The sequence below is a fragment of the Mesorhizobium sp. C264A genome (assembly GCF_040324515.1).
Classification (GTDB): Bacteria; Pseudomonadota; Alphaproteobacteria; order Rhizobiales; family Rhizobiaceae; genus Mesorhizobium.
This window is the reverse complement of the sequence record NZ_JAMYVY010000001.1, coordinates 2,274,920-2,299,541: the sequence shown is the minus strand read 5'-3', so window position 1 is coordinate 2,299,541 and position 24,622 is coordinate 2,274,920. Positions and strand designations below refer to the sequence as shown.

The 24,622-nt window shown below is 61.9% G+C and carries 23 protein-coding genes and 1 pseudogene; 15 read left to right on the top strand and 9 right to left on the bottom strand.

Annotated features, from left to right (window positions below; genetic code table 11):
* Window positions 1–427 precede the first annotated feature (427 nt).
* The 4 genes from NKL04_RS11340 to NKL04_RS11325 form a co-directional block, all read right to left on the bottom strand.
* The gene (locus NKL04_RS11340; RefSeq protein WP_031199112.1) at window positions 428–1,465 is read right to left on the bottom strand and encodes a sensor histidine kinase; all 1,038 of its coding nucleotides are present in this window, start codon (window positions 1,463–1,465) and stop codon (window positions 428–430) included.
* Window positions 1,465–2,952, bottom strand: coding sequence for an ATPase domain-containing protein (locus NKL04_RS11335; protein ID WP_023669465.1), 1,488 nt, complete (start codon window positions 2,950–2,952; stop codon window positions 1,465–1,467). Before NKL04_RS11335 ends, NKL04_RS11340 begins: the two co-directional genes overlap by 1 nt.
* Window positions 2,953–3,126: 174 nt before the next feature.
* Window positions 3,127–3,330, bottom strand: coding sequence for a CsbD family protein (locus NKL04_RS11330; protein ID WP_023669466.1), 204 nt, complete (start codon window positions 3,328–3,330; stop codon window positions 3,127–3,129).
* A gap of 273 nt (window positions 3,331–3,603) precedes the next feature.
* Window positions 3,604–4,368: a CGNR zinc finger domain-containing protein gene (locus tag NKL04_RS11325; protein WP_156951433.1), complete on the bottom strand. Its 765-nt coding sequence runs from the start codon at window positions 4,366–4,368 to the stop codon at window positions 3,604–3,606.
* On the opposite strand from NKL04_RS11325, the gene NKL04_RS11320 reads away from it, so the two are divergent.
* The gene (locus tag NKL04_RS11320) at window positions 4,355–5,326 is read left to right on the top strand and encodes a DMT family transporter (protein WP_023700498.1); all 972 of its coding nucleotides are present in this window, start codon (window positions 4,355–4,357) and stop codon (window positions 5,324–5,326) included. The two genes, NKL04_RS11325 and NKL04_RS11320, sit on opposite strands and share 14 nt — an antisense overlap.
* A 276-nt stretch (window positions 5,327–5,602) precedes the next feature.
* Here NKL04_RS11320 and NKL04_RS11315 read toward each other — a convergent pair whose 3' ends face one another.
* From NKL04_RS11315 to NKL04_RS11305, 3 genes are all read right to left on the bottom strand, one after another.
* Window positions 5,603–5,962 carry a hypothetical protein gene (locus tag NKL04_RS11315; RefSeq protein WP_245271370.1) on the bottom strand — a complete coding sequence of 120 codons (360 nt, stop codon included), beginning with the start codon at window positions 5,960–5,962 and terminating at the stop codon, window positions 5,603–5,605.
* Window positions 5,963–6,895: 933 nt separating this feature from the next.
* Window positions 6,896–7,786, bottom strand: a complete 891-nt coding sequence (locus NKL04_RS11310; protein ID WP_023700496.1) for an adenylate/guanylate cyclase domain-containing protein — start codon at window positions 7,784–7,786, stop codon at window positions 6,896–6,898.
* 416 nt (window positions 7,787–8,202) lie between these two features.
* Window positions 8,203–9,231, bottom strand: a complete 1,029-nt coding sequence (locus NKL04_RS11305; RefSeq protein ID WP_023669472.1) for a LacI family DNA-binding transcriptional regulator — start codon at window positions 9,229–9,231, stop codon at window positions 8,203–8,205.
* 355 nt (window positions 9,232–9,586) lie between these two features.
* Here NKL04_RS11305 and NKL04_RS11300 point away from each other — a divergent pair, with 355 nt between their 5' ends.
* The 14 genes and pseudogenes from NKL04_RS11300 to NKL04_RS11235 all read left to right on the top strand — a co-directional run bounded on the left by NKL04_RS11300 (window position 9,587) and on the right by NKL04_RS11235 (window position 23,638).
* Window positions 9,587–11,200: an extracellular solute-binding protein gene (locus NKL04_RS11300; RefSeq protein WP_023700495.1), complete on the top strand. Its 1,614-nt coding sequence runs from the start codon at window positions 9,587–9,589 to the stop codon at window positions 11,198–11,200.
* A gap of 81 nt (window positions 11,201–11,281) precedes the next feature.
* Window positions 11,282–12,142, top strand: coding sequence for a carbohydrate ABC transporter permease (locus NKL04_RS11295; protein ID WP_023700494.1), 861 nt, complete (start codon window positions 11,282–11,284; stop codon window positions 12,140–12,142).
* A complete protein-coding gene (locus NKL04_RS11290) occupies window positions 12,139–13,095 on the top strand; it encodes a carbohydrate ABC transporter permease (RefSeq protein ID WP_023700493.1) in 957 nt (318 codons plus the stop codon). Before NKL04_RS11295 ends, NKL04_RS11290 begins: the two co-directional genes overlap by 4 nt.
* Window positions 13,092–14,183, top strand: coding sequence for an ABC transporter ATP-binding protein (locus NKL04_RS11285; RefSeq protein WP_023700492.1), 1,092 nt, complete (start codon window positions 13,092–13,094; stop codon window positions 14,181–14,183). Before NKL04_RS11290 ends, NKL04_RS11285 begins: the two co-directional genes overlap by 4 nt.
* Window position 14,184: 1 nt before the next feature.
* Window positions 14,185–15,246: an ABC transporter ATP-binding protein gene (locus NKL04_RS11280; RefSeq protein ID WP_023700491.1), complete on the top strand. Its 1,062-nt coding sequence runs from the start codon at window positions 14,185–14,187 to the stop codon at window positions 15,244–15,246.
* A gap of 35 nt (window positions 15,247–15,281) precedes the next feature.
* Complete coding sequence (locus NKL04_RS11275) at window positions 15,282–16,370, top strand: Gfo/Idh/MocA family protein (protein WP_352723720.1); 1,089 nt, start codon at window positions 15,282–15,284, stop codon at window positions 16,368–16,370.
* Between the two features lie 54 nt (window positions 16,371–16,424).
* The gene (locus NKL04_RS11270) at window positions 16,425–17,339 is read left to right on the top strand and encodes a sugar phosphate isomerase/epimerase family protein (protein ID WP_023700489.1); all 915 of its coding nucleotides are present in this window, start codon (window positions 16,425–16,427) and stop codon (window positions 17,337–17,339) included.
* A 55-nt stretch (window positions 17,340–17,394) separates the two neighbouring features.
* Complete coding sequence (locus NKL04_RS11265; RefSeq protein WP_023673173.1) at window positions 17,395–18,336, top strand: sugar ABC transporter substrate-binding protein; 942 nt, start codon at window positions 17,395–17,397, stop codon at window positions 18,334–18,336.
* Window positions 18,337–18,397: 61 nt separating this feature from the next.
* A complete protein-coding gene (locus tag NKL04_RS11260) occupies window positions 18,398–19,402 on the top strand; it encodes an ABC transporter permease (protein WP_050586906.1) in 1,005 nt (334 codons plus the stop codon).
* The gene (locus NKL04_RS11255) at window positions 19,399–20,196 is read left to right on the top strand and encodes an ATP-binding cassette domain-containing protein (protein ID WP_023689425.1); all 798 of its coding nucleotides are present in this window, start codon (window positions 19,399–19,401) and stop codon (window positions 20,194–20,196) included. The genes NKL04_RS11260 and NKL04_RS11255 overlap by 4 nt, the downstream gene beginning before the upstream one ends.
* The gene (locus tag NKL04_RS11250) at window positions 20,190–21,365 is read left to right on the top strand and encodes an aldose 1-epimerase family protein (protein WP_023673170.1); all 1,176 of its coding nucleotides are present in this window, start codon (window positions 20,190–20,192) and stop codon (window positions 21,363–21,365) included. The genes NKL04_RS11255 and NKL04_RS11250 overlap by 7 nt, the downstream gene beginning before the upstream one ends.
* A 118-nt stretch (window positions 21,366–21,483) precedes the next feature.
* Entirely contained in the window at window positions 21,484–22,578 is a 1,095-nt protein-coding gene (locus NKL04_RS11245) for a fatty acid desaturase family protein (protein ID WP_023700488.1), read from the top strand.
* Between the two features lie 27 nt (window positions 22,579–22,605).
* Window positions 22,606–22,898, top strand: a pseudogene (locus tag NKL04_RS11240) (Rieske 2Fe-2S domain-containing protein).
* A gap of 572 nt (window positions 22,899–23,470) precedes the next feature.
* Window positions 23,471–23,638 carry a hypothetical protein gene (locus NKL04_RS11235; protein ID WP_155927361.1) on the top strand — a complete coding sequence of 56 codons (168 nt, stop codon included), beginning with the start codon at window positions 23,471–23,473 and terminating at the stop codon, window positions 23,636–23,638.
* 253 nt (window positions 23,639–23,891) lie between these two features.
* Here the strand turns inward: NKL04_RS11235 and NKL04_RS11230 are convergent, their stop codons facing one another.
* Together NKL04_RS11230 and NKL04_RS11225 are read right to left on the bottom strand one after the other, a co-directional pair.
* The gene (locus NKL04_RS11230) at window positions 23,892–24,065 is read right to left on the bottom strand and encodes a DUF3606 domain-containing protein (RefSeq protein WP_023700486.1); all 174 of its coding nucleotides are present in this window, start codon (window positions 24,063–24,065) and stop codon (window positions 23,892–23,894) included.
* Window positions 24,066–24,381: 316 nt separating this feature from the next.
* Window positions 24,382–24,588 (bottom strand): hypothetical protein, encoded by a 207-nt coding sequence (locus NKL04_RS11225; RefSeq protein ID WP_023673164.1) that lies wholly within the window; start codon window positions 24,586–24,588, stop codon window positions 24,382–24,384.
* Window positions 24,589–24,622: the final 34 nt, after the last annotated feature.

The window sequence follows — 24,622 nt, the reverse complement described above, 5'->3', positions numbered from 1 at the left end:
ATTTCGTTTGCTGTTCGGGATAGCTGACCGTCGATCGAGCCTGTCTGCGGGCCTCTTGGTTTTTTACGACGCCAGTCGGAACCCAGACGGGTCGCAGATGATTCAGATGCGCATCCGGGCTATCAACGAGGATCGTGAGCAAAATGGCGGGGGGTGACCACGAAGGCGACAAAACTGCGCTCCGGGAGCCCAAGGTTTCGTCTAGGACGCATGACCCGGGTCACAGCGCCGCGGCACGAGTTCGACTTCATCACCAAGGTCGGCCGCATAGACCACGCCGGAGCTCTCGCAATGTTGCAGAGGCATATGGGAGATATAGAGGCGGTCTTTTTCGGAACTGATGTTTTGGCTAAAGCGCTAGACCAGCCTGCCGAGTGACGCTCAGTTAATCCCTATCGCGGCGCCCAGCCAGCCTTTCCGTTGCCGCTCAGTAAGCCGGCACAAGGCGCGTGTTTCGCAACGGCAAGGCCATGGTGAACTGCAAGCCGTCACGATGGTAGTTCAATTCGATCTTGGCGTTGCATTGCACGGTCACGACTTTTTCCAGAAGTGTCGTGCCAAACCCCCGGCGACTGGGCTGCTCGACTTTCGGCCCATCTCGTTCCCGCCAGTCAAGATTGACGATCTGTGTATCGCCGGACCCGCCTAACGACCAGCGGACATCAAGGCGGCCTCCCGTTTGCGAAAGCGCGCCAAACTTCGACGAATTGGAGGCCAGTTCGTGGAAAGCCATCCCGACAGGGACCGCAATGTCGGCGACTAGCGCTACGTTCGGGCCTTCCAGAACGATACGCGGCCTGTCGCGCGTCTCATAGTGGTCAAGCTCGCTTTCGAGCAGCTTGTGCAGGGAGGCAGTCTGCCAATAATCGTCGGTAAGCATCGAATGGGTCTGGGCCAGGGAAACGAGCCTGGCTGAAAAATCGCGTACGAAATCATCGACGTTGCCGCTCGACTTGGCCGTCGCGCCCATCATGGCGCGAACGTTGGCCAGCGTGTTCTTGACGCGGTGATGCAGCTCGCGGATGAGCAATTTCTGCCGATCGGCGACCTCCCGCTTCTGTTCGATGTAGGACTGGACCTCACGCTGGCGGGCGCGGGCACGCAAGGCGGAGCGCACCGAGTTGGCGAGGCTCGAAGCCAGAAATGGCCGTTCAAGCACGATCAGATAGCGGTCCAGAAATGCCATCCGCGTGTCGACTTCGTTCCCCCGCATCGTCAGAAGCACGATCGGAAAATCCGACCATGCGGGTTGGGCTTCAAGCCAGGCCGCAAACTGCGTTCGATCGGAACTGAGCAGGGCCTCCTCGGCCACGACAAGGCACTGAGCCTCGTCGAGAAGCGGCACTGCCTCTTCCAAGCTGCCGCACACACGCGAGGCAATCTGGTTTGTAGCCAGGATGGAGGCCGCGATCCTCGCGTCACGGCCAAGCGGCGCCAGCACGAGAACGGCGGGGCTGGACGACATCACAGCGCCTTATCCCTCAGAAGGTCTGTCGGCTTGCCTTCAAATTCCGGAGATCCCATCAGGATGCCGCGGAATTGTTCCAGTGGCTCACCTACGGCCACGCCGTTACCGCCGATTTTAAACTCACGAATCGTCTCTTCGTGGGGGCCGACACGTTTCTTGACAACGGAAATCGCGCGTCTCAACTGACCTGCGTTCTCGAAGAAGCGCAGAAGCATGATGGAATCGCAGAGATAGGTCATGTCGACCGGCGCTGCCGTTTGCCCAAACAGCCCGTGATTGGCCAACAGCAGGATCGTCGCCACTGCCTTCTGATTGAGATAGGTGAGGATCTCGTGCATCTGAAGCACCAGATGTTGTTCTTCGGACATGGCATTGAGATAGCCAGTTAGGCTGTCGATCACGACGATCCGCACATTGGATTCTTCGACGGCCGCTTGGATGCGCGAAGACAATTCGCCTGGTGAAAGCTCAGCCGGATTGACAGATTCAAGCATCAGCGTGCCGTCCTCGGCAAACGGCTCCAGGTCCATGCCGAGCCCGGCGGCGCGCGCCAAGAAGATGCGCTTTGTCTCGTCAAACAACAGCACCAGCACACGCTCGCCACGCTCGAGTGCGGCATAGCAATAGGTGCAGGCAATGGTAGACTTGCCAACGCCAGACGGCCCCATCAGCATCGTGCTGGTACCACGGGCCAGCCCGCCGCCAAGCAGGGTGTCGATCCGGTTGTTGCTCATGGCCGGCGTATCATGCTCGGCCACCTCATGCTCGGCTGCAACGAGCCGCGGATAGGCGATAACGCCGCCTGGGCGAATGACGAAATCGTGAAAGCCGCCCCGGATCTGCACGCCGCGCATTTTGATCACGCGTAGCCGCCGACGCTCTCCACCATAGACGGGCGACAGCTGCTCCATCCGAATGACGCCGTGACTGATCGAATGCAAATTGAGGTCATCCTGCTCAGCGGTCAGGTCGTCGAGCATAAGCACCGTCACATTGTTGAGCATGAAGAAGCTCTTCAATGCCAACACCTGGCGCCGATACCGCAGTGACCCTTGCGATAAAAGTCGAATTTCAGAGAGCGAATCGAACACCACGCGATCGGGTCTGACGCGTCCGATCTCGGCCATGGCAGACTGCACGGTTTCGCCGAGTTCCAATTCCGAGGAATGGATCAATGTCTGTAGCTGCGCAGGATCGAAACTGAGCTCCGGCGGCACAAGTTCAAGAATTTGCACCCCCTTCAGATCCCAGCCGTGACGGCCAGCAACCGAGAGCAGTTCGCGCTTGCTTTCTGACAAAGTGATGTAAAGGCATGTCTCGCCATTCTTGGCGCCCTCGATCAAAAACTGGAGGCCAAGAGTGGTTTTTCCAGAACCTGGTTTCCCTTCGATGAGATGGGAGCGGTTCCTGGCGTAGCCGCCACGAAGAATGTAGTCGAGGCCGCTAACTCCAGTTGTGATCGCCGAGGCGTCGTCTCTGTCCAACTAATCCCCCAATGTAATTTCGAGAACCAGATAACGACGGGCACCTTTCGCGGTTCCACGTCTCTCGGTGAGCGCCCTTGTCGTGAGACTCACGAAAAGGCGACAAGAAACGCGGCAAAAAAGGGCGCCGTACCTCTCGGAGCCCTTTTTCAAGTTCAGTTTGGAACCGGCGACCTACCAGCCTTGCCGGCCATACCAGTCATCGATGTCGCGCCGAGCGCGGTCCTTCTCAATGCCGTAGCGCTCCTGAATCTTGCCTTCCAACTGATCGCGGTTACCGGCAATACGGTCCAGATCATCGTCTGTGAGTTTGCCCCACTGTTCCTTGACCTTGCCCTTTACCTGCTTCCAATTGCCTTCGACACGGTTCCAGTCCATGGCACCTATCCTTGTTTGTTTCGGACTGAGAAAAACGCCGTAACGCTACCGGAGTTCCCGTCAAGTTTGAGCAGATCGACCGATCGAAGCGTGGCGAGGTAGGCGGCCCCGAAGCAACCCGCTCTGGAACGCGATGATGGCTTGCCGCGCCGGCTGTGTTCTCCACACTCTTGGCCACAGTCGCTCGCGAGACCAGCTTCGTTGGACAAACAGCGACAGTGATAGCGTGAAGCCAACTATGCTGCGTTGGTCATCCAGGCCTGGCGTCAGATACTAATTCTTGCTGTCGGGAGCCATGTTCCCTGCGGCTTTTGCCCTGAAGCGCCTTACCCGGCTGCGTGTGCCGCAGCTCTCATCCGAGCACCACCGTCTGCGCCCGCCACGCGAGGTGTCGATGAAAAGCCAACCGCAGTTCGGCCCGGTGCACTCGCGCACGCGGCGGCGGTCATTCCTGGACACCAAAAACTCGGCTGTCTCAAAGGCCACGCGGTGGCCGATCGTGTTCAGACTGGCTGCGTCGGTCCACTGCCAAGCGAGGCGGTCGCCGGACGGGAAAAGCGAGCGCTTCGGCAGGGCTAGGGCGACTGCATCGCGCACGATTTGCAAGGCATCGTCCGGCACCCGGGCGCCTGCCGCCTCGGCCTGGAGAGCCGCGTAAACGGCCTCGCGCAAAATCTTGGCCTTTTCCAATGCCGCCTCCGCAAGGAGCGGGCGGGCGGGAGCCTCCGCGAGCAGTGCTCGCGCCTCATCGACGTCGATCAAATCGGCACGTCCAGCCCAGACGACCAGGTCGGCATAGGTCTGCAAGAGGTCTGGCCCCCACACATCGCGTCGCGCGTCGACCGTGTTGACGAAGTCCAAGCAGGGGTGACCGCCAACCATGCGCATGTCGACGATAGTCTTCGCACCATCCATCCCGGAAACATCGGTTGGCGGAACCGTATTGCCAAGAGGCCGTTGTAACGAAATAAACGTCTTTTGGCCGTTACGACGAACCAACAACGCCCAGCGAAGGCTGCTTCCGATGAACCGCAACACAGCGACATTTCTTGTTTTATGTGTGATCTGGGGCACCACGTGGATCGGTATCAAGGCAGGGATCGCCACCGTGCCGCCTCTGATGTTCGCAGGCACGCGTTTTACAGTAGCCGGCTTGCTGATCCTCAGCGCGACGCGCCTAAGGGGCGCTGCTCTACCACGGGTGGCGAAAAGGAGTTGGCCGCGTCTTTTCGTTGTTACGTTGTTCATGATTCCGCTTTGCTATGGCCCACTCTTTTGGGGCATGCTCTACGTCGATACGGGCACCGCGGCTGTTCTTGAGCTTTCGCTGACCCCCGTCACGCTGCTTGGGTTTGCGTTGCTTCTGGGGAACGAACGCTATGACGGCCGCAGGCTCTTTGCGATTTTGCTCGGCGCGGCCGGTCTGTGCGTCCTGTTCGGGCCCGAAGCCTATGCTAGTTGGACACACGCAGACCAGCAGGGCAGGGGGGTCCGGCTGCTGGCGATGGCAGCGGTGGCGTCGGCAGCTTTAATCTATGCATGGGGTTCGGTGCTCGCGCGGCCGCTTCTTGAGGTATATTCATCGGACTTCATCGCCGGCTTCACCACCCTTTTCGGGGGCGCATTCCTAATTCTCATCTCACTCGTTGTGGAGCCAGGCGCGACCGCGGCTCTAAAAGGCAATTGGGGCTGGCCGGCCTGGGTCGGGTGGCTGTTCCTCGTGCTGTTTGGTTCGTTCATAGGCTACACTCTATTTATCCGGCTCCTGCACGAAATCGGCGCCTCGCGCGCCGGAGCATTTGCCTTCGTCTCACCCGTCATTGCCGTCGTGCTTGGCATCATCACCTACGGCGAGGAGGTTAGCCTGATCGACATCATCGGCATGGCTATCATGCTCTTCGCAGCGTTTCTTGCGCTACGCGAGCGCAAACAGGAAACATCATCCGCTTCCCCGCCGTTGATTCCACGCTCCGCGCGGGCTGATGGCAGAATATGAAAGACGGCGCGCGCATCCAGCCGCCAATCAGCCTTGAGACGGAAAAGCACAAGGTTCGCGTCTATGCGAAAAGAGGGCTGTCCCGGCAGCGTATCCCGCCTACCACCGGCGGCGAGGAAAGCTCCAGCTCATATGACAACACTAGTCGGCGAGGGATTTTGCCGAGTTGTTGTCAAGATTGCAGGCGGGATTTGATGGAAAAATCGCGAGGCTGCAATCAGCGACCTATTCGTTCCGATCGCGATGCAGGCTATCCGCCAACGCGTCGACAAAGTGTCAGCCGCATCGCTTCAGTTCCGCCACCTGAACGCCGAGACGGAATGCCTGACCATCGGCATAAGAACGTGCATAGCTTTCTGCTTCGAACGGAAACGTCAGGGTGCTGCCGTAGGCGGTGATGCGGACCGTCCACTTCTTGTCGCGAACGAGTTCGACCGAATTGTCGGGCGACGTCATGATTTCCTCCGGCACCAGCAAGGCGAAGGCACGGATAACGTCGCAAAGGTCGTTTGAATGCAAACAATCCGACACGCTCATGTCGCTTGTTCTATACGCCCAGATTTTCTCTCGATTAGAGCAGCGCCCGGCTGCAATGTCGGTGGCGTTAAGTCCCCTAGCTGCCAAGACCTTTCCCATTGGGTCGGTCCCCTTGCGGCCTCACGCAGCGACCTTTCTGAACCCAATCGCCGAGATCGTCAGCCCGCAGTGTCTTCGAGAGAATAGCCGGCAAGCCGCAGGGTGCGAATGGCAACTCTGCGACGACTGCTTCAACAACTTTCGCGACTGGCTCATGTGAACGTCGACCACCTGGGCGCTCACACTGGCTTTCTGCGACCAGCCAGCTGCGATGAATTCATCACGGCTGATCACCTTTCAGGATTCTCGAGCCATGTGGCGCAGCAACTTGAACTCGATCGGCCCAAGAGGAATTTTCCCCGGTGCTGCAAAGACGGTGGTATCGAGCTCCATCTCGACGCCGCGATATGTCAGTGGTCTGCGCTTCTGGGCCAATTTTCGTGACGGTAGCCCAATCGCGAGCCTTCGCAGGTGTTCGAGGAGCTATTGCGGCGCAAATGGTCTGATGAAGCGTTCGTCGACCCCGGGCTGCAACAGCCGGTGCTGACCTTCAGCACCTGGGGATATCAAGGCGACACAGGGCAGGGAATTGGTCCGGGCATCCCGCTTCAGCCGGCCGCTCCCGTCGCCAGCTCATTGTCTGGCCGACAGTCCAGCACAATTCCCACGCACCGGCCTTTTCGCGGCAAGACCTAGCGCGTCATCGATCGAGCGGGCCAGCTTGCTGCCGAAGCCATCCACCTGCCGAATGTGGCTTAGGAGCAGATAGAACTCCGCATGCTGCGAGGGAGATGCACCGGCCCGCGGCTCCGTCGAACTCAGCGAGGGAAACGGAGGTCAGCTCTTTGCAGTCCAACTTCGAGAGCAGACGTTCCTGGATTGGCCTTGGCACATTTGTGAACGGTCGATTCCAATGGCTGTCAAAGAGTACGGCGCGACATTGAGGGCGCAGCGAACCACTTCGAAACCGGTCGAGCTAGTAGCCGGGCCGGGTCAATCCGAGACAATTTCGTAGTGAAGAAGCTGGGCTTCGTCGAGTGCCGACTTCACTCCAGGCGAGATGACGCCGCAGCCGAAGAGGATAATATCTTCACGGCGTACGAATACTTCATGGCCCAGTCCCATGGACACAAATGTGCCCGAAGAGCTTCGTTCGAGAAGCCGAGCTCTGCCATTCAATATGGTGAAGGCGGCGTGGCGCCTCGATACCCAGGGCCGCTCGACGATGATATCGCATTCCGCCGATCTGCCGACTGTCACGGATTCGCCGTTTCGACAGGATCGCAGCTGATCTCTGTAGCGGATGACCAGATGAATCTGCCGCGGCAGGACCGAGCGTCTATCTGTAGTGGCGCCATGGCTGGTGATCTGCGTACCGGGGCCCCCATCGTCGCTCCACAGGGTATAGACATCGAAGAACTCTTGCTTCCCCTTCAAGGCCATTTTGTCGCGGAGCCGCAGGCCCTTGCGGCTTCTCGGGGAAAGGGCTTCGCAGAAGCTCTGGCTGATCAGCACCTCTCCGGGGTTCGCCGTGGTGGACAACCTTGCGGTGACATTGACAACGTCACCGAATATCGCGCCCCGCGCGCGAATGACCGCCCCGAAATGCAATCCGATACGGGCGCTTAACGGACCTTTAGTCAGTTGGTGGCTGATTTGGCAGACGGCCGTCAGCGCCATTTCCGGGCTCTCGAAGAGGCTGAGTATGTCATCGCCCTTCGAGTAAATGAAATCACCACCGTGTTTGGCGACGATCTCGCGCATCGTGTCCAGGCAATCCGAGACCTGCTGTAGAGCGGCATCGTCTCCGATCCGCTCATAGAGTGGCGTGCTGCCCACGACATCAGCTAAGAGGACTGCGGCAAGAAGCGTTTCCTGGTCCATCGATCTCGTGTCCGACCCAAAAAGTCAGCGTGCGTGTATAACACACGAGGTTGCCTGCGACATATCTGCTCGTGCGCCTGGGGCCGGGGCGATGCCTCAGGTGATCGTCGCGGACGGACGGGCGTATGCCATTCGTCGGCTTCGTGCCGACATCCAGAACCCTCTTCGCCCCAATCGTTCGCGACTTCGGTGCTATGAGTGGACTTGGTCTTTTTAGGTTCGGAAAGGCTGACCGAGTTGCAACGGGCGACGGCCTTCTCATGCACCATCAACCACGACCCGATCTCGGCCCTCCGACTTCGCACGGAATAGTGCCAGATCGGCGGCTTTGACGAGATCATTCGGGCTCTCGTTCGTATTTGGGACCGGTGGCGACGCCAACGCTGTGCTTTGCGATACGATCACGGATCCATTGATCAGATTTCAGGTATATTCTCTTTGAAGATCACCTGAAGTCGTGGTTGATGCGGTTCATAGTTCAGGTGCCTGACAGAGTGGCTTAAAATGTTGAGCGCTTCCCGCGCCTCGACGCGCGGATTTTGATCTATGACCGCATCGAGCGTCCCATCCAACAAAAGTTCCTTGGTGCCGTCTGTCACCTCGTGGCCGAGAAAGAGAATGTCTTTGGCGCGTCCACGCTCCTTGAGCGCCCGAGCGATGCCGGTGTTGCCGGCGCCGACATTGTAGATCGCGGCAAGATCGGGGTGCCGGTCCAGAAGCGCTGATGCTTCCGAATAAGCCTTCTCTCGGTCATCCAGCATTTCGCGCATCTCGACGATCTTGAGGTTGGGCGACTCCTCGGTCAAGATGTGCCGGAATCCCATCTCGCGTTCCTCATGGCCGCGGTAGGACAGCGAACCGGCGAACAGCGCCACCTTGCTTGGGCGTTCGGATCCCATGAAGCGGTTGAGCAGATAGCCGGCCAGCCGCCCCGCGGCGCGGTTGTCGATGCCGATATAGGCCACTCTCGGAACATGCAGGATGTCGGAGGCGATGGTCACCACCTTGACGTCATTGGCTGACAGCGAGCGGATCGCCTCGCGCACCGTTGGATGATCGAGCGCGATCACGCCGACGCCTTGTGTCTGTCCACGCAATTCTTGCAGCAGGCGGGCGAGCCGGTCGGGGTTGAAGCCCTCTATGGTGGCGATGTGGACGTCAAGATCGGGGCGCGCTAGGGCCTGCGCCTCGATGTGTCGATGCAGCATCTTGATGAAGGAATTGGTGCCGGCCGGCAGGGCGAAGTCGAGACGGATGACCTCTCCAGGTGAGGGCCTGGGCGGCGCTCCGTTCGGGCCTTCCGCGATGTAGCCGAGGCGCTGCGCCATTTCGAGCACGATCTCACGCGTGCGCGCCCGCACACCGGGCCTGTTGTTCAGCACGCGGTCGACGGTGGCGGCGGAAACGCCGGCTTCCCGGGCTATGTCAGTCAAGGTGGAACGCACCGTCTTCATCTCCTCAATGCATCAAATCGCACAATGCCGCTAGCCCGTCCGACGGCCACAGCTGCCAGCCATCAGCGATTCTGATGGGAAATGATGTATCGAGCCTTAGCCGATGCGCAAGGAGGTTGGGCTAAATCGCGTCGCCCGGCGTGATAGTCGCGTGCCAGAAAGGCAGATTTCCCATCAAATCGAGGCATTGAGCCCGTGTGTCGACCTTTGCATGACGTATTTTCTCCGCGGTTGCGGTGTTACGATGTATTTTGAGTATTTATGATGTTGACAGCCTTCCGGTGCTGCCGTCAATATCCCTCAACGGGCTCGTGGAGGAAACATCGGCCCTGAGGGAGGAATTCCAATGTCTGATTTGATCCGCATATCGCGACGCGGCTTGTTGGCGTCCGGAGGGAAGGCGGCGGCGTTCGTGGCTGCGGCCGGTATCGCACCGCAATTCATCCGTCCCGGCCGTGCCGTTGCGGCCGACGCGCTGGCGCCAGGCATGGTAGGCGGTCCCACCGGTTTCGAGGGCGCCGAGCGCTATCAATATGGCGCCGACACGCCGGAAGCCCGTGCCGTTGAGGCGGCCAAGGCCTTGAAGGGAGCTGGCAAGGCACCGGCCAAGATCGTGCTTGGCCTGTCGGATGGCTCGATTGGCCAACTCACACAGCCTTTCCCTGCGGGTGCGCCGTCGATCAAGGAGCTGTGGGAAAAGGAAACCGGCATCCAGATCGAGATCGTCGGCCTGCCGAACGGCCAGGAATTCACCAAGACGATGCAGGACATCTCCACCAAGGGTGGGGCCTATGACATCTACTCGACGGAATGGAACCGCCTCGGCGACCTTGCCGAGACCGGCGGCATCGCCAAGCTCGACGACTTCGTCGCCCAGTACAAGCCCGAATGGGACGATCCCAAGACCGGCTATGTCGACGGCGCCAAGGGCGTGTCGCTGCTCAACAAATATCGCGGGTCCAACTATGGCGTGTCGCTGGACGGCGACTTCCAGACCTGGGTCTACCGCACCGACCTGTTCGGCGACGCTGCCGAGCAGAAGGCGTTCAAGGACAAATTCGGCTACGATCTGGCGCCGCCGAAGACCTGGAAGCAGCACAGTGACATCGCGGGCTTCTTCCAGCGGCCCGACAAGGGCCTGTTCGGCTCCACCGACCTGCGCAACCAGGGCTGGGGCTACACCAACTGGTATCAGCGCTATGTCTCGATGGCATCGCCCAACCAGTTCCTGTTCGGCGACGACGGCAAGCCGCTGATCAATTCCGAGCACGGCATTGCCGCCACCAACGAATATGTCGGCTCGCTGGTTCATCACTCGCCGGACGCGATCTCCTGGGGCTGGCCGGAGCAGTATGGAAATTTCGCCAAGGGCGGCGCGGCGATGACCTGCGCCTTCTCGAACCTGCCGAAATTCCTCGACAATGCCGGCAACAAGGATTCTGCCGTCACCGGCAAGATCGGCTCGATGCTGCCGCCCGGCCGCGAAGTCGACGGCAAGCTGATCAGCCGTTCCGTGCTGTGGTTCTCGCTGACCGGCATGGTCTCGTCGCAGTCGAAAAACCAGGAGGTCGCCTACCTTTTGCTGCAGTGGCTGGGCTCCGCCCGCATCTATGCCTGGATGAGCGCCAATCCGGGCGGCTATCTCGATCCGTTCCGGCTCTCGGATTTCTCCGATCCGCTGGTGCGCCAGACCTACCACGCCTACCACATCGACGTGGTGCGCGAGACCGTCGCCCGCACGGTGCCGACGATCAACTATCCCGGCGCCACCGCCTTCCACAACGCATTGGACGAAAATCTGATGGCGTCGCTGACCAAGGCCAAGACAGCGGAACAGGCGATGGCCGACACGGAAGCGGAGTGGAAGAAGATCGCCCGCCGCATCGGCGAGGACAAATTGCTCGAAGCCATCAGGACGAACAAGGAGGCCTGGCCGACGGTTCTCGACCCGATCAGCTGATCCGTCTCCCTGGATCAGCGCTGGAGGGGAGGAGCATCTGTTCCTCCCCGCCGCAGTCAACGCCACCAGCAAAGCAGCCAGATGAACCGTTCCGTCCCCTTCGAGATATTCCGCTACGCCGCGATCTTCGCGGCGATGGCGGTGACGCTGGTACCGATCCTGTGGATGGTGTCGATGGCCTTCAAGCCGATCGCCGAATGGTCGGCGACCGGCGCCGACCTGACATGGTGGCCGAAGAACCCGACGCTCGGCAATTTCCAGTTCGTCTTCGGCGAGTCCAACAACAATCTGATCGTGGCGCTCGACCGCACCGCGCTGAAGCCGATCCTGTCGTCGCTGCTGTCTTCGGTGTTCGGCACGGCGATCGCAATGTCGGCGGGCACGGCTGCGGCCTACGGGCTGTCGCGTTTCGGCTCCGGCCAGAACCTGCCGCTGGCGCTGATCCAGCTCAGGCTGTTTCCGCCAATGGCGGTGATGATCCCGGTCATGATCATGTGGGCCTTCCTGAACTTCACCGACAGCTGGTTTGGCCTGGCCCTGATCTACGGCATCGTCACCCTGCCGTTCGCTTTCTGGCTCATGAAGACCTTCTTCGACGACATGCCGCGCGAGATCGAGGAAGCGGCGCTTGTCGAAGGTTGTTCGCGGCTGCGCGTCTTCACGCGCATCACGCTGCCGATGATGCGCGCACCGCTGGCCAGCGCCGCCCTCTTCGTCTTCATCCTCAACTGGTCGGACTATCTGATCGCGCTGCTGCTGACGACGCGTGAATGGGTGACGATCCCGGTCTACATGGCCTCGCTGTCCTCCTCGATGACCGGGCAGCTCTATGGCGCCAAGGCCGCGCTCGGTCTTATCGCCGCGGTGCCGCCGGTCATCATGGGCATCGCCATCCAGCGCCATCTGGTGCGCGGACTGACGTTCGGCGCGCTCAAGCAATGAGCGCGGTGACCGTGACTGTCTCAAAGGACGCAAAGGCCGCGCTTGGCAAGCCCGCGCTGCGGGACGAGGGAGCGCGGCTGGGATTCCGGCTGACGCTGCCGGCGCAGGTTTTGGTGCTCTTCATCTCCGTCTTCCCGCTGCTGATGCAGCTCTACATCAGCGTCACCGACTGGTCGCCGCTCTCCGGCCTCGGCTGGTGGAACGCATGGGAGATGTGGAACAGCTTCGCCAACTACACCGACCTTGCCGCCGATGCGCGCTTCTGGAGCGCGCTGAGGCGCACGGCCATCGTCATGGTCGTGTGCGTGCCCGTCGAATTCCTGCTTGGCCTGGCATTGGCGACGCTGTTCGCGGACGATTTTCCGGGCAAGCGGGTCTTCTATTCGATCCTGCTGATGCCGATGATGGTGGTTCCGGCGGTGGCCGGCTACATGTTCTTCATGCTGTTCCAGTCGGGCGGGCCGCTGAACGACATCCTGTCGGCACTCAGCGGTTCCCGCGTCACCATCGCCTGGCTGTCTGACCCCACACTGGCGCTGATCGCGGTGATCATCGCCGATATCTGGCAGTGGACGCCGCTGATGTTCCTGATCCTGCTTGCCGGCCTGGTCGGCGTGCCGCAGGACCAGATCAAGGCGGCGACCCTGCTCGGCGCCAACCCGTGGCAGCGCTTCGTCACCATCGTGCTGCCGAAGATGAAGACGATCGTCATCATCGCGCTGGCGATCCGCGTCATCGAGAACTTCAAGATCTTCGACACGCTCTACATCATGACCGGCGGCGGCCCCGGCGTCGCCACGGAGACGATCTCCGTCTACATCTACAAGGTCACGACGCAGGACCTGATCTGGGGCTATGTGGCGGCGATCGCGCTGGCCATCCTGGTCGTGCTTTCGATCGTTGCCGTATTCGCCATGAAGCGCATGGCGCGCGCAAGGCTGGTGCCGGCATGAGCGCGATCCAGCTGCGCAACCTGGTCAAGACCTTTGGCGAGTTCACGGCGCTGAAGACCATGGACCTCGACATCGCCGATGGCGAGTTCATGGCGCTGCTCGGGCCTTCGGGCTGCGGCAAGTCGACGACGATGAACATGATCGCCGGCATGGAAGAGCCGACCAGCGGCAAGATCCTGTTTGGCGAGCGCGACATGGCCGGCGTGCCCATGGGCCGCCGCGGCGTCGGCTTCGTTTTCCAGAACTACGCCATCTTCACCCACATGACGGTGCGCCAGAACCTTGCCTACGGGCCGCGGATGCACGGTGCGGCGACAGCCGAGATCGACCGCCGCGTCGGCGCCGTCGCCGAGCTGCTGCAGTTGACGCCGCTGCTCGACCGCAAGGCCGACCGGCTCTCGGTCAACATCCTGCAGCGGGTGGCAATCGGACGCTCGGCGATCATGGAGCCGGCGATCTTCCTGCTCGACGAGCCGCTGTCCAATGTAGACGCCGCCTTCCGGGCGGTAATGCGGACCGAGCTCAAGCAGCTGCAGCGCCAGTTCAGGCAGACGATGGTCTACGTCACCCATGACCAGCTCGAGGCCATGACCATGGCCGACCGCATTGCCGTCATGGATCACGGCGTGCTGCAGCAGGTGGGAACGCCCCTGGAAGTCTACAACAATCCAGCCAATGTCTTCGTCGCCCGCTTCATCGGCGCTCCGGGCATGAACCTGCTGAAGGGAAGGCCGGCGGAGAGCGACCGGGGCCTGGTGGTCGATCTCGGGCCACTGGGGGTCACGCCGACGCTGCCGGATGCGCTGGCCGCCACCTTGCGCGGATCGCGCTCTGAGGTGCTTTACGGCTTCCGGCCCGAACAGGTGTCGCTGGTGCAGAGCGGGCAGGGCCTCGCCATGCCGGTGAGCTTCGTCGAGCGGATCGGCGCGAGGACCATCGTCCATCTCGGCGATGGCGAGACCGCCGTGAAGGCGGTGTTCGACAATGCTGTCGGACTGTCGATCGGCGAGCTTGCCGTCGTCGCCCCCGTGGCATCGTCCGTGCGTGTCTTCGATGCCCGCAGCGGCATTGCGATGAAGGCAGGTTGACATGGCCGATATCGTCTTTCGCAATGTCAGCAAGCGTTACGGCACGACGCTCGCCGTCGACGACGCCTCGTTCACCGTCAATGACAACGAATTCTTCTGCTTCTTCGGGCCGCCGCTGGCGGGCAAATCGACAATCCTGCGCCTGGTGCTCGGGCTGGAGACGCCTGACGCCGGAGAGATCCTGATCGGCGGCAAACCGGTCAACACCGTCTCGCCGGCCGAGCGCAATGTCGCCATGGTGTTCCAGAACCTGGCGCTGTTCCCGCATATGAGCGCGCGCGAAAATGTGCGTTTCCCGCTGGTCGAGCGCAAGGTCGCCGAGGCCCAGATCGAAACGCGTGTCGCCGATGTGGCCGCCAAGCTCCACATCGGCCATATTCTGCACAAGCCGCCGGCGCAGCTTTCCGGTGGCGAGCGGCAACGCGTGGCGATAGCCCGCGCCCTGGTGCGCGACCCGAACGCCTATCTGATGGACGACCCGATCTCTGCGCTCGATGCGCGGCTGCGCGAGGAAACGCGCGTCGAGCTCAAGCGCATCCAGCGCGAACTCGGCAAGACGCTGATCTACGTCACCCATGACCAGGAAGAGGCGATGTCGATCGCCGACCGCATCGCGATTCTGGAGAATGGCAGGATCCGACAGATCGGCGCCCCGTCCGAGATCTACGACCGCCCGGCGAACACCTATGTGGCGCGACTGCTTGGTTCGCCGATGATGAACATCCTCAAATCCGTTCGCGGCGAAGATGGCCTCGAGGCCGCCGAAGGCACGGTCAGCATCGACGATCGCGCTGCTCCGGCCGACGCGATCGAAATCGGGCTCAGGCCGGAGGACATCAAGGTCGGGCCCTGGGTCGAAGGGGGCGCTGGCCGCCCGGCGCGCGTATTCGAGGTCGAGCCCCTTGGCGGCTACACGGTGGTAACGCTCGCCGCCGGAGAGGCGCGGCTGAAGGCGCTGCTGCGCGGCCAGCCCGACATCAGGCCGGATGCGGTGGTAGCGATATCCTGCGAGCCGGCCCGGGTGCATTATTTCGGGCAGGACGGAGGCGCGTTGGCGAGATGATCGCGGCTGCGAAAACAGAATTGCGGGAGGAAGACATGGCGAGCGAAGGCTTCGAGCCGGACGTGAAGGTCCGCACCAGCGAATACCGGATCGGCTGCATCGGCGCCGGCATGATCATGGCCGAATGCCATCTTGCCGCCTATGCGCAGGCCGGTTTCCCAGTCGTCTCCATCGCTTCGCGCACCAAGGCCAGCGCCGAGAAGGTGGCTGCACGCTGGAGCATTCCGACCATCCACGACACACCGGAACAGCTGATCGAGGATTCCGAGGTCGAGATCGTCGACCTTGCCTTTCCACCCGACCAGCAGCCGGCGCTGATCCGCCATGCGCTGAAGCAGCCCCACATCAAGGCGATCCTGGCGCAGAAGCCACTGGCGCTGTCGGTCGATGAAGCCGTGAAGCTGCGCGACGAGGCAGCCAAGTCCGGCAAGATACTCTCGGTCAATCAGAACATGCGCTACGACCAATCGATGCGCGTCCTGAAGCAGATCATCGACAGCGGCGCACTGGGCGACATCGTCTTTGCGCAGATCGACATGCATGCGATCCCGCACTGGCAGACTTTCCTTCAGGACTACGACCGGCTGACGCTCGCCAATATGAGCGTGCATCATCTCGACGTGCTGCGCTTCCTGTTCGGCGATCCCTCGGAAATCGCCACGCTGACACGCAAGGACCCGCGCACTACATTCGAGCATAGCGACGGCATCACCGTCTCGACGCTGCGCTTTCCCTCCGGCGTGCTCGCCGTGTCGCTGGAGGATGTCTGGTCCGGACCGCGCCAGGAGGGCTATGAGGACGACCAGCACATCAACTGGCGCGTCGACGGCACCAAGGGTGTCGCCAAAGGCACGATCGGCTGGCCGAAAGGCGTGGCCTCGACGCTGACCTATGCCTCGACCGAGACGACCGGCGGCGAATGGGTCAGCCCGAGCTGGGACACGATGTGGTTCCCGCATGCCTTCATCGGCGTGATGGAGCAATTGCAGCATGCGGTGAAGACAGGCGCGCCGCCGGCGCTCTCCGTCGCCGATAACGTCAAGACAATGGCACTGGTCGAGGCGGGCTACCGCTCGATGGCGCAAGGCCGCACCGTCAAACTGTCCGAGATATCGATCGACTGAACATGCCGCCGAATAGTGTGGCGGCTGAATCGCTTACCGGGAGGAGTTCACATCATGATGCAGGCAGGTATCTTCACCGGCTATTTCCCCTATGAGCTCGCGGAGGCCGCCCGCCGCATCCGTGCACTCGGCTTCAACACGGTGCAGCTCGACCTGCATTTCAGGGATATCGATCTGTCGGCCGGGCAGATCACTGAGGAAAAGGCCAAGCAGGTGCGCGACGTCTTCCGCGACAACAACCTGCCGATCTGCTGCGTGTCGGGCTACACCAACATTATCCACCCCGATAAAGTCGAGCGCGACAAGCGCGTCGGCTATCTCAAGGAAATCATCCGCAATGCGCGCGCCTTCGGCTCGCCCTACGTGATCTCGGAGACCGGCACCTACAACACCGAATCCGACTGGGTGCATCACCCCAAGAACAAGACCGAGGAAGGATTCGAGGAATGCCGCAAGGTGATCTCGGAGCTTGCCCAGACGGCTTACGACCATGGGGCGGTGTTCCTGCTCGAAACCTATGTCAACAATGTCGTCGGTTCGGTCGAGGAGACGGTGAAGATGTTCGCCCAGGTCGACCATCCGGGCCTCGGCCTGCTGATGGATCCGACCAACTATTTCGAAACCCACAACATCGACCGGATGGACCAGATCCTGAACCAGGTGTTCGATACGCTGACCGACAAGATCAAGATCGCGCATGCCAAGGACGTCAAGCGTTCGGGCAGCGACAAGTCGGAAAAGCATGCCGACATCGGCGACGAGGATGCGATGGAGAGCCACACGTTCCGCGGCGTCGGCGAGATCGAGCTGCCGGCGCCCGGGCTGGGCTCGCTGAATTACGATCTCTATCTCCAGCGGCTGGCGGAAAAGCACCCAAACATCCCGGTCATCATCGAGCATCTCTCGGAAGACGACGTGCCGCGCGCGAAGAAATTCCTCGACGGGAAGTTCCGCGCCAACGGGCTGTGAGCGCCGGTTGCGCCGCCGGCGCATGGCGGCGCAACTCCAACCAAGGGAGGAATGAATGTTGAAATTCGCATTGAAAGTGGCTGCCGCGGCAACGCTGGTAGCCGGGGTCTCCTTGAGCCTGCCGGCATTCGCGCAGGACGGCCAGAAGACCTTCTATCTGCTGTCGCATGGTGGCCCTTCGGACGCGTTCTGGATCGACTGGAATGCCGGCGCGACCAAGGCCTGCGACCAGCTCAAGGTGACCTGCAAGATCTCGTTCAGCGGCGGCGACATGGCGGCGCAGAAGGAGGCTTTCAACTCGGCGCTCGCCGCCAAGCCGGACGGCATCGCTACCACCTCGGCTCAGCCCGGCCTGTGGACGGAGGAGGTGAAGGCCGCCAAGGCCGCCGGCATACCGATCGTGTTCTTCAACACCGATGATCCGGCGACCGGGCGGCAGGCCTATGTCGGGGCCGACCTCAGGGAAGCGGGCGTCATCTGGGCCAAGTATCTCGTCGACCACAAGATGGTGAAGCAGGGCGACAAGGTGTTCCTGCCGGTCGAAGTGCCGGGCGCCAGCTACCAGCAGCTCGAGACCGAGGGCATCGCCAGCGTCTTCGATCCGCTCGGCATCAAGTACGACGTGGTCGATTGCGGCACCGACCCGGCCGGCATCATCGCCAAGATGACCGACTACATGGTCGCCAACAATCCGCCGGCAATCATTGCACTGGGCGATTCCGTGGCAGCAAGCATCAAACGCGTCTTCGACGGGGCCGGTGTGTCGGCCGGCAAGGTCCCGGTCGTCGGCTGGGGCAACTCAAAGGAGACGGCCGAGGCGGTCAAGTCCGGCTTCGTCAATGCTGCGGCCTGGCAGTACCCGTCGGCGCAGGGCTTCATGCCGGTGGCGCTGCTCGGGCTTGCGGCCTCTGGCGAGCCGGTCGGCTACGACATTCACACATTCAGCCTCTACGACGCCTCGAGCGTCGAGCCGATCCTGAAACTCTACAACAAGTGACGACAATCGGCGCCCGCCCCGAAATGGCGGGCGCCGGACGAAACGCATGGTCCTGACAGATATGGCAATCACAGCAGACGACGACACGCAGCGAGCGAAGGGCAGGTCTGCGCTGCTGCGTTCGCCGCAATTCTCCTCGCTCATCATCCTCATCGTGCTGCTCGTGGTTTTCGCCATCGCCGACGGCAACTTCCTGTCGCCGCTCAACATATCCAACATGATGGCGTTCCTGCCCGAGCTCGGCATCATCGCTCTCGGCATGACGCTGCTGCTGACGGCGGGCGAGTTCGATCTGTCGGTCGGCGCCGTGTTCGGCCTTGCGCCCGTCGTGGTGATGCTGCTGGTGCAGAATGGCGGTATCGACATCGGCGTCGCCCTCCTGGCCGGGCTTGTGCTGTGCATCGCGATCGGCGCCATCAACGGGCTGATCGTCACCAAGATCGGCATTTCCTCGTTCCTGGTCACGCTGTCGATGCTGCTCGTCGTGCGCGGCGCGGCGCTCTACATCACGCAGGGATTCCCCCTGAAGTCGTGGGACCAGCCCGGCTTCTTCGTCACGCTGCTTGCCGGCAGCTTCAATGTAGGCTCGTTCCGGTTCTACACCTCGCTCTGGTGGTTCATCGGCCTGTCGCTGCTGGCGATTTACATCCTGCGCTACGCCAAGCTCGGCAACTGGATCAGCGCCATCGGCAGCAACCGCAACGCAGCGGTGGCGCGCGGCGTGCCGGCCGACGCGGTCAAGATCTGGCTGTTCATCCTGACCTCGGTGGTGGCCGGGCTGGCCGGCATGATCAGCGCGTTCCGGATTTCGGCCGCCTCGCCGGTGGCCGGCACCGGCTACGAACTCGAAGTGATCGCCATGGTGGTGGTCGGCGGCACGGCGCTCACCGGCGGGCGCGGCACCATCCTCGGCACCATCGTCGGCGCGCTGATGCTGCGCGCCATCCGCAACGGCATCGTGCTGATCGGCGTGCCGGGCTTGGCATACAACATCTTCGTCGGCGTCATCATCCTCGCCATGCTCATCCTGCACGCTTTGCTGCAGAAGAACGCCGCAAGGAGCTGACGATGGAAGTGCTGCGTCTGCAAGACCTGCAAAAGTCCTTCGGCAACGTGCGTGCGCTGAAGAACGCCTCGTTCACCCTCAACGAAGGCGAGGTGGTTGCCCTGCTCGGCGACAATGGCGCCGGCAAGTCAACGCTGATCAAAGCGATCTCCGGCGTCTTCCCGGCCGACCACGGCGACATCTTCGTGCGCGGCGAGAAGGCATCGATCCGCTCGACGCGCGACGCGATGGACCTCGGCATCGAGACCATCCATCAGGACACATCGCTCGCGCCGGACCTCAGCATCGCGCGCAATCTTTTCCTGGGCCGGGAGCCGGTCAATTTCGGCTGGCTCGGCGTGTTCGCGCCGCTCGATCTCGCCAAGCTTCGCAACGCCGCCTCGGCGCTGCTGAAGCGGGTCGGCATTTCGAAAAAGCTCGATGCCGATGCACTGGTGAGCACGCTCTCGGGCGGTGAGCGGCAATCGATCGCGATCTCGCGCGCCATGCAGTTCGCCGCCAAGGTGATCATACTCGACGAGCCGACCAACAATCTTGGCGTCGAGGAAACCCACGGCGTGCTGCGCTTCGTCAAGGAGGTGCGCGACGCCGGCCACTCGGTGCTGCTCATCACCCACAACATCCACCACGTGTTCCAGGTCGCCGACCGCATCATCGTCATGCGCCGCGGCGAAATCGTCGCGGAACAGACGGTCGCCGACACCGACCTGTTGACGGTGGAAAGCATCATCACCGGCGCCGACATGTCGGCCTTGCTCAAGGAGGCGGGCAAAGTGAAGGACGTCGCATGGTAGAGCTTTACGGCAAGACGCTGTCGCGAAGGCAGGTGGCCGAGCGGTCCGGCATGCTGTCGCAGTTTGCCGGTGTGCGGCTTATGACGCTCGGCGACGGCGTGGAGCGCGGCATCCGGATGCTCGAGTTCCGCACCGGCTCCGGCCTGCGCTTCACGGCGCTGGTCGACCGGGCGCTTGATATCGCCGATTGCGACTTCCGGGGCCAGGCGATCGGCTGGCATTCGCCGAGCGGCTTTCGCCACCCCGGACTGCACGAGCATGAAGGGGAGGACGGTTTCGCCTTTGGCCGGTCGTTCTCGGGGCTGCTCGTCACCTGCGGCCTCGATCATATACTGGGCCGGCAAGACGTGCCGGCCGAAAGCTACAATTATCCCGGGCGCAAGCGGGTATTGCACTCGCTGCATGGCCGCATCGGCACCGTGCCGGCGCGGCTGACCGGCTACGGCGAGGCCTGGGACGGCGACCGCTGCGTGCTGTGGGCGGAAGGCATCGTCCAGCAGGCAACCGTGTTCGGCGAGGATCTCCATTTGCTGCGCCGCATCGAGGCCGATGTCGGCGGCAGCGAGATCCGCCTGTCGGACCGCGTCGTCAATCACGGTTTCAGCCGCACGCCGCATATGTATTTCTATCACGTCAATGTCAGCCATCCCTTGCTCGACGAGGGTTCGCGCTACCTGGCGCCGATCCGGGATGTCGTCTGGGCGGCGCACGCCGGCGAACGCTACGAGGCGCAGAAAGTCGGCTACCGAACCGTGCCGGCGCCGCAGCTGGGGTTCAGCGAGCAGGTCTGGGAGCACGAGCTTGGCTCCGATGCGGCGGGCGAGGTGCCGGTGGCCGTCGTCAATGACCACCTGGGCCTCGGCTTCGAGGTCGTTACCCGCAAGGATCAGCTGCCCTGCACCTATCAGTGGCAGAACTTCCAGGCCGGCCTATATGCGTTGGGAATCGAACCTTCGACGCATCATGTTCTGGGCAATCTCGCCGCGCGCGAACGGGGCGAGATGATCTGGCTGGACCATGGCGAAAGCCGCTCCTATGACGCCGTGTTCCGGGTGCTCGACGGTGCCGGCCAGATCGCCCAAGCGGAAGCGAGGATAGGATCGATCGCCCGGCAGCCGCAACAGGATTACCCTGCGCCGTCGGGCGCTTTTGCGAGACTGCAGGCGTGACCGGCTTGAAACGCACGATCGGTTGCCGCGGCGGGCGGGAAGTGCGCCGGAATACGGAAGCAGGCGCGGCCCGGCCGGCCCCAGGCGGCCCTTGCGGAGCGCAGGCGGGAAAGCGGAGATGACGATGACGGCAAGCAGGAAGCGCGACTACAGCCTGGTCGGTGAAAGCACCAAGCGCGCCATTGAGACCGGATTGGCTTCGGCCGAATGGTATCACACCGATGTCCCGCGCAAGGCGATCAAGGAGTTGATGCAACGCTCCGACGGGCCGGCGATCCGCGACACGATCATCTGGGTCGCCGCGATCCTGGTGTCGGCCGCCGGCATCGTATGGTTCTGGGCCACGTGGTGGGTGGTGCCGTTCCTGTTCGTCTATGGCGTGCTTTACGGCTCGTCCAGCGACTCGCGCTGGCACGAATGCGGCCACGGTACCGCGTTCCGGACGCGCTGGATGAACGATGTCGTCTACCAGATCTCAAGCTTCATGCTGATGCGCAACCCCGTGCAATGGCGCTGGAGCCATGCCCGCCATCACACCGATACCATCATCGTCGGCCGCGATGCCGAAATCGCCGTCATGCGCCCCCCAGATCTGCTGCGGGCGGCGCTCGCCTTCACCGGTATTCTCGATTTCCGCTATTCGCTGCCGGCGCTGGTGCGCCAGGCGTTCGGCAAGCTGTCCGATGAAGAGAAGAGCTATATCCCCGAGATGGAGCAGCACAAGGCGGTGATCGCTGCGCGCTGGCATGTCGCCATCTATGCGGCGACAGTCGGGCTGACGCTGTTCACGTGGTCGCTGCTGCCGCTGGTGCTGATCGGCCTGCCGCGCCTCTATGGCAGCTGGCACATGGTGCTGACAGGGTTGCTGCAGCATATCGGCCTGGCCGACAACGTGGTCGACCATCGGCTGAACACCCGCACCGTCTACATGAACCCGGTCAGCCGCTTCATCTACTGGAACATGAATTATCACGTCGAACACCACATGTTCCCGATGGTGCCCTATCATGCGCTGCCGAGGCTGCACGAGCTGATCAAGCACGACCTGCCGGTAGCGAACCCATCGATGTGGCATGCCTATCGCGAGGTCTGGCCGGTGCTGCTGAAGCAGCTGCGGTACGAGGATTTTTATCTCAAGCGCGAATTGCCGCCGACAGCCAGACCCTATCGCGGCGAATTTCACCAGGTGGATATGTCGGCGGCGGCTGAATAGCCATAGCGGATGGTGCGGGAGCCGGAGATGGCCGACTGGATTGAAGCGTGCGCGGTCGATGACATCGAGGAAGAGGATGTCATCTGCTTCGATCCTCGCGGTTTGCCGCTCGCCCGATGACGAGCTCTTCGCCACCGACGGATATTGGACCCATGAGAAGGCGCATCTAGCCGAAGGGCTGGTGATCGACGACGTCATCGAATGCCTTGAAGCACATTGGCCGCTCTGCGACCGGCCAGGTCAAGGGCGCGCCGGTCTGCGTCAAGCTCGCGATCTATCCGTTGAGAATCGAGGCCGGCAAGGTGATGATCCAGATCTGACGCGTGGTAACCGGTCCAGCACCGCGTTTAGCAAACTCAGAGTGACGTTTTCCTGAGCCGAAAGAGACAGACCGTCGCCGACGGGCGCGCCATGGAGGGTAAGCGCCAGCTGACCATGCTGCGCGTGCTGGTCATGGACGTGGCCGAGGGCCGCCGACCGGGCTGAGGTCGATCGTCTCGATGCCGCCGGAGTTGTGCTGAACCCTAGATCGCGATGCGGCCCCCAGCCTGTTCACCGTGCCGGGCTAGAATTTCTTCGAGATCGGCACCGCCGACTGTTTTCTAAGTTGGGCTTTCCGGCTCCACAAGACGGGCACCGACGCCGTCATTGCAGCGCCGGCTATGCCACGGTCACCGTGCCCAGACATATGTGCTTGGCCCTTTGACCCTGATCGACGAGGTCCTGATTCACTGCTGCTTCTGCTGATCAGCTTTGAGGTGCTGATTGTGCGGTTTGATCTGGCAGCGTTGATACTGGGCGCTACCGCGATCGAAGCGGAAGGACAGCGCCTACCGCAGCGGCAAAACGACCGCCTGAACAAGATCAGTGTGAGGGAAGGAGATGGAATTTATTGGTGCGCAGCGAGCGCGGCAAAGCTGCGCAGGTGATCGTGGCTGGAAAGCGTCGCTACAAAGGCTGTGCGTTGTCAGTTTGGAAGCCGACACGCGTCCGGCAGACGACGGTGATCTCGCTGGCTGACTGCGGCGCGGGATTATTATTGAACGACGGCAGGAAGTAGGCTCGGTGCCACGCCGTGCGTCCAGGACTCGGGTTGGAGTGGATTATGGTTCGGGGTGACCATAGCCGATCTGCGCAGCCTCGAACCTCCAGCGCTTGCCGCATGTTGGGCAGGGGTACAATTTTCACTTTCACGCTCGACCTGCTCCGCGTGTGCGTCAGGATGATGCTACACTCAAATTCTCACCACGGCTCAAGGTTCTCCTCGGCAGCGAGGCTTCATGCCGTAAGCGAGCCGCCCCGGGAAACTGATTTCAATTCCTTCGCAGCCGCAACGAGGCGCGGTCATTCCCGGCGGCTTTGATGAGCTCCATCACCTGCTCAGGCGTGATGCCGTTCTGCTGGGCAAAATGGAAGAGTTCGTTGCGTTCGTTGGACGAGACCCGGTTCCTGTCGCGAAAATCACGCTCGGTTTTGTTGTCCGTCATCATCTTCTCCTTTCAACCTCAATTCGCCGGCCCGAACCGCCCGCTGGAGCAAAACCCGAGACCGCCCAACGCGGAGGCTGATCGAGCCTCGCTAGGGCTGCTGCGAGTAGACGAAAGCTCCAACTGGCGAAAGCTGGGGGAGCTTGTCCAACGCCGGGGTGGGCTCGGTGCACGCCGTGGCATCGCTTCGGCGACTTTAACCACCCGCCCAGAACACGGATGGGAGCAGCCTCGGAAAGATCCGCCCACCAGGCAATGAAGCTACGCGAACACCGAGTTCCTCGTCCTGTAGCATCAGCAGACGCTCGTGGATGTCTTACCCGGCATTCTCGCCGGAATGATCGAAGTGGATGGCGAGGCCAAAGGCGAGCGCTCGCTCGGCGATCATATTGACAAGATGGCTTTCGCCGATCGACAGCGCCGGAACGGCCTCTTTCAACGCCTCGAGAGCGTGCCGTATCGACAAAAGACCCCGCCGCTTGCGGCTGCTCACATATTGATCGATCAGGGATTCCAGTGGCATCTGCCTGCCTCCGCTTCGGACAGGATCTCGTAGC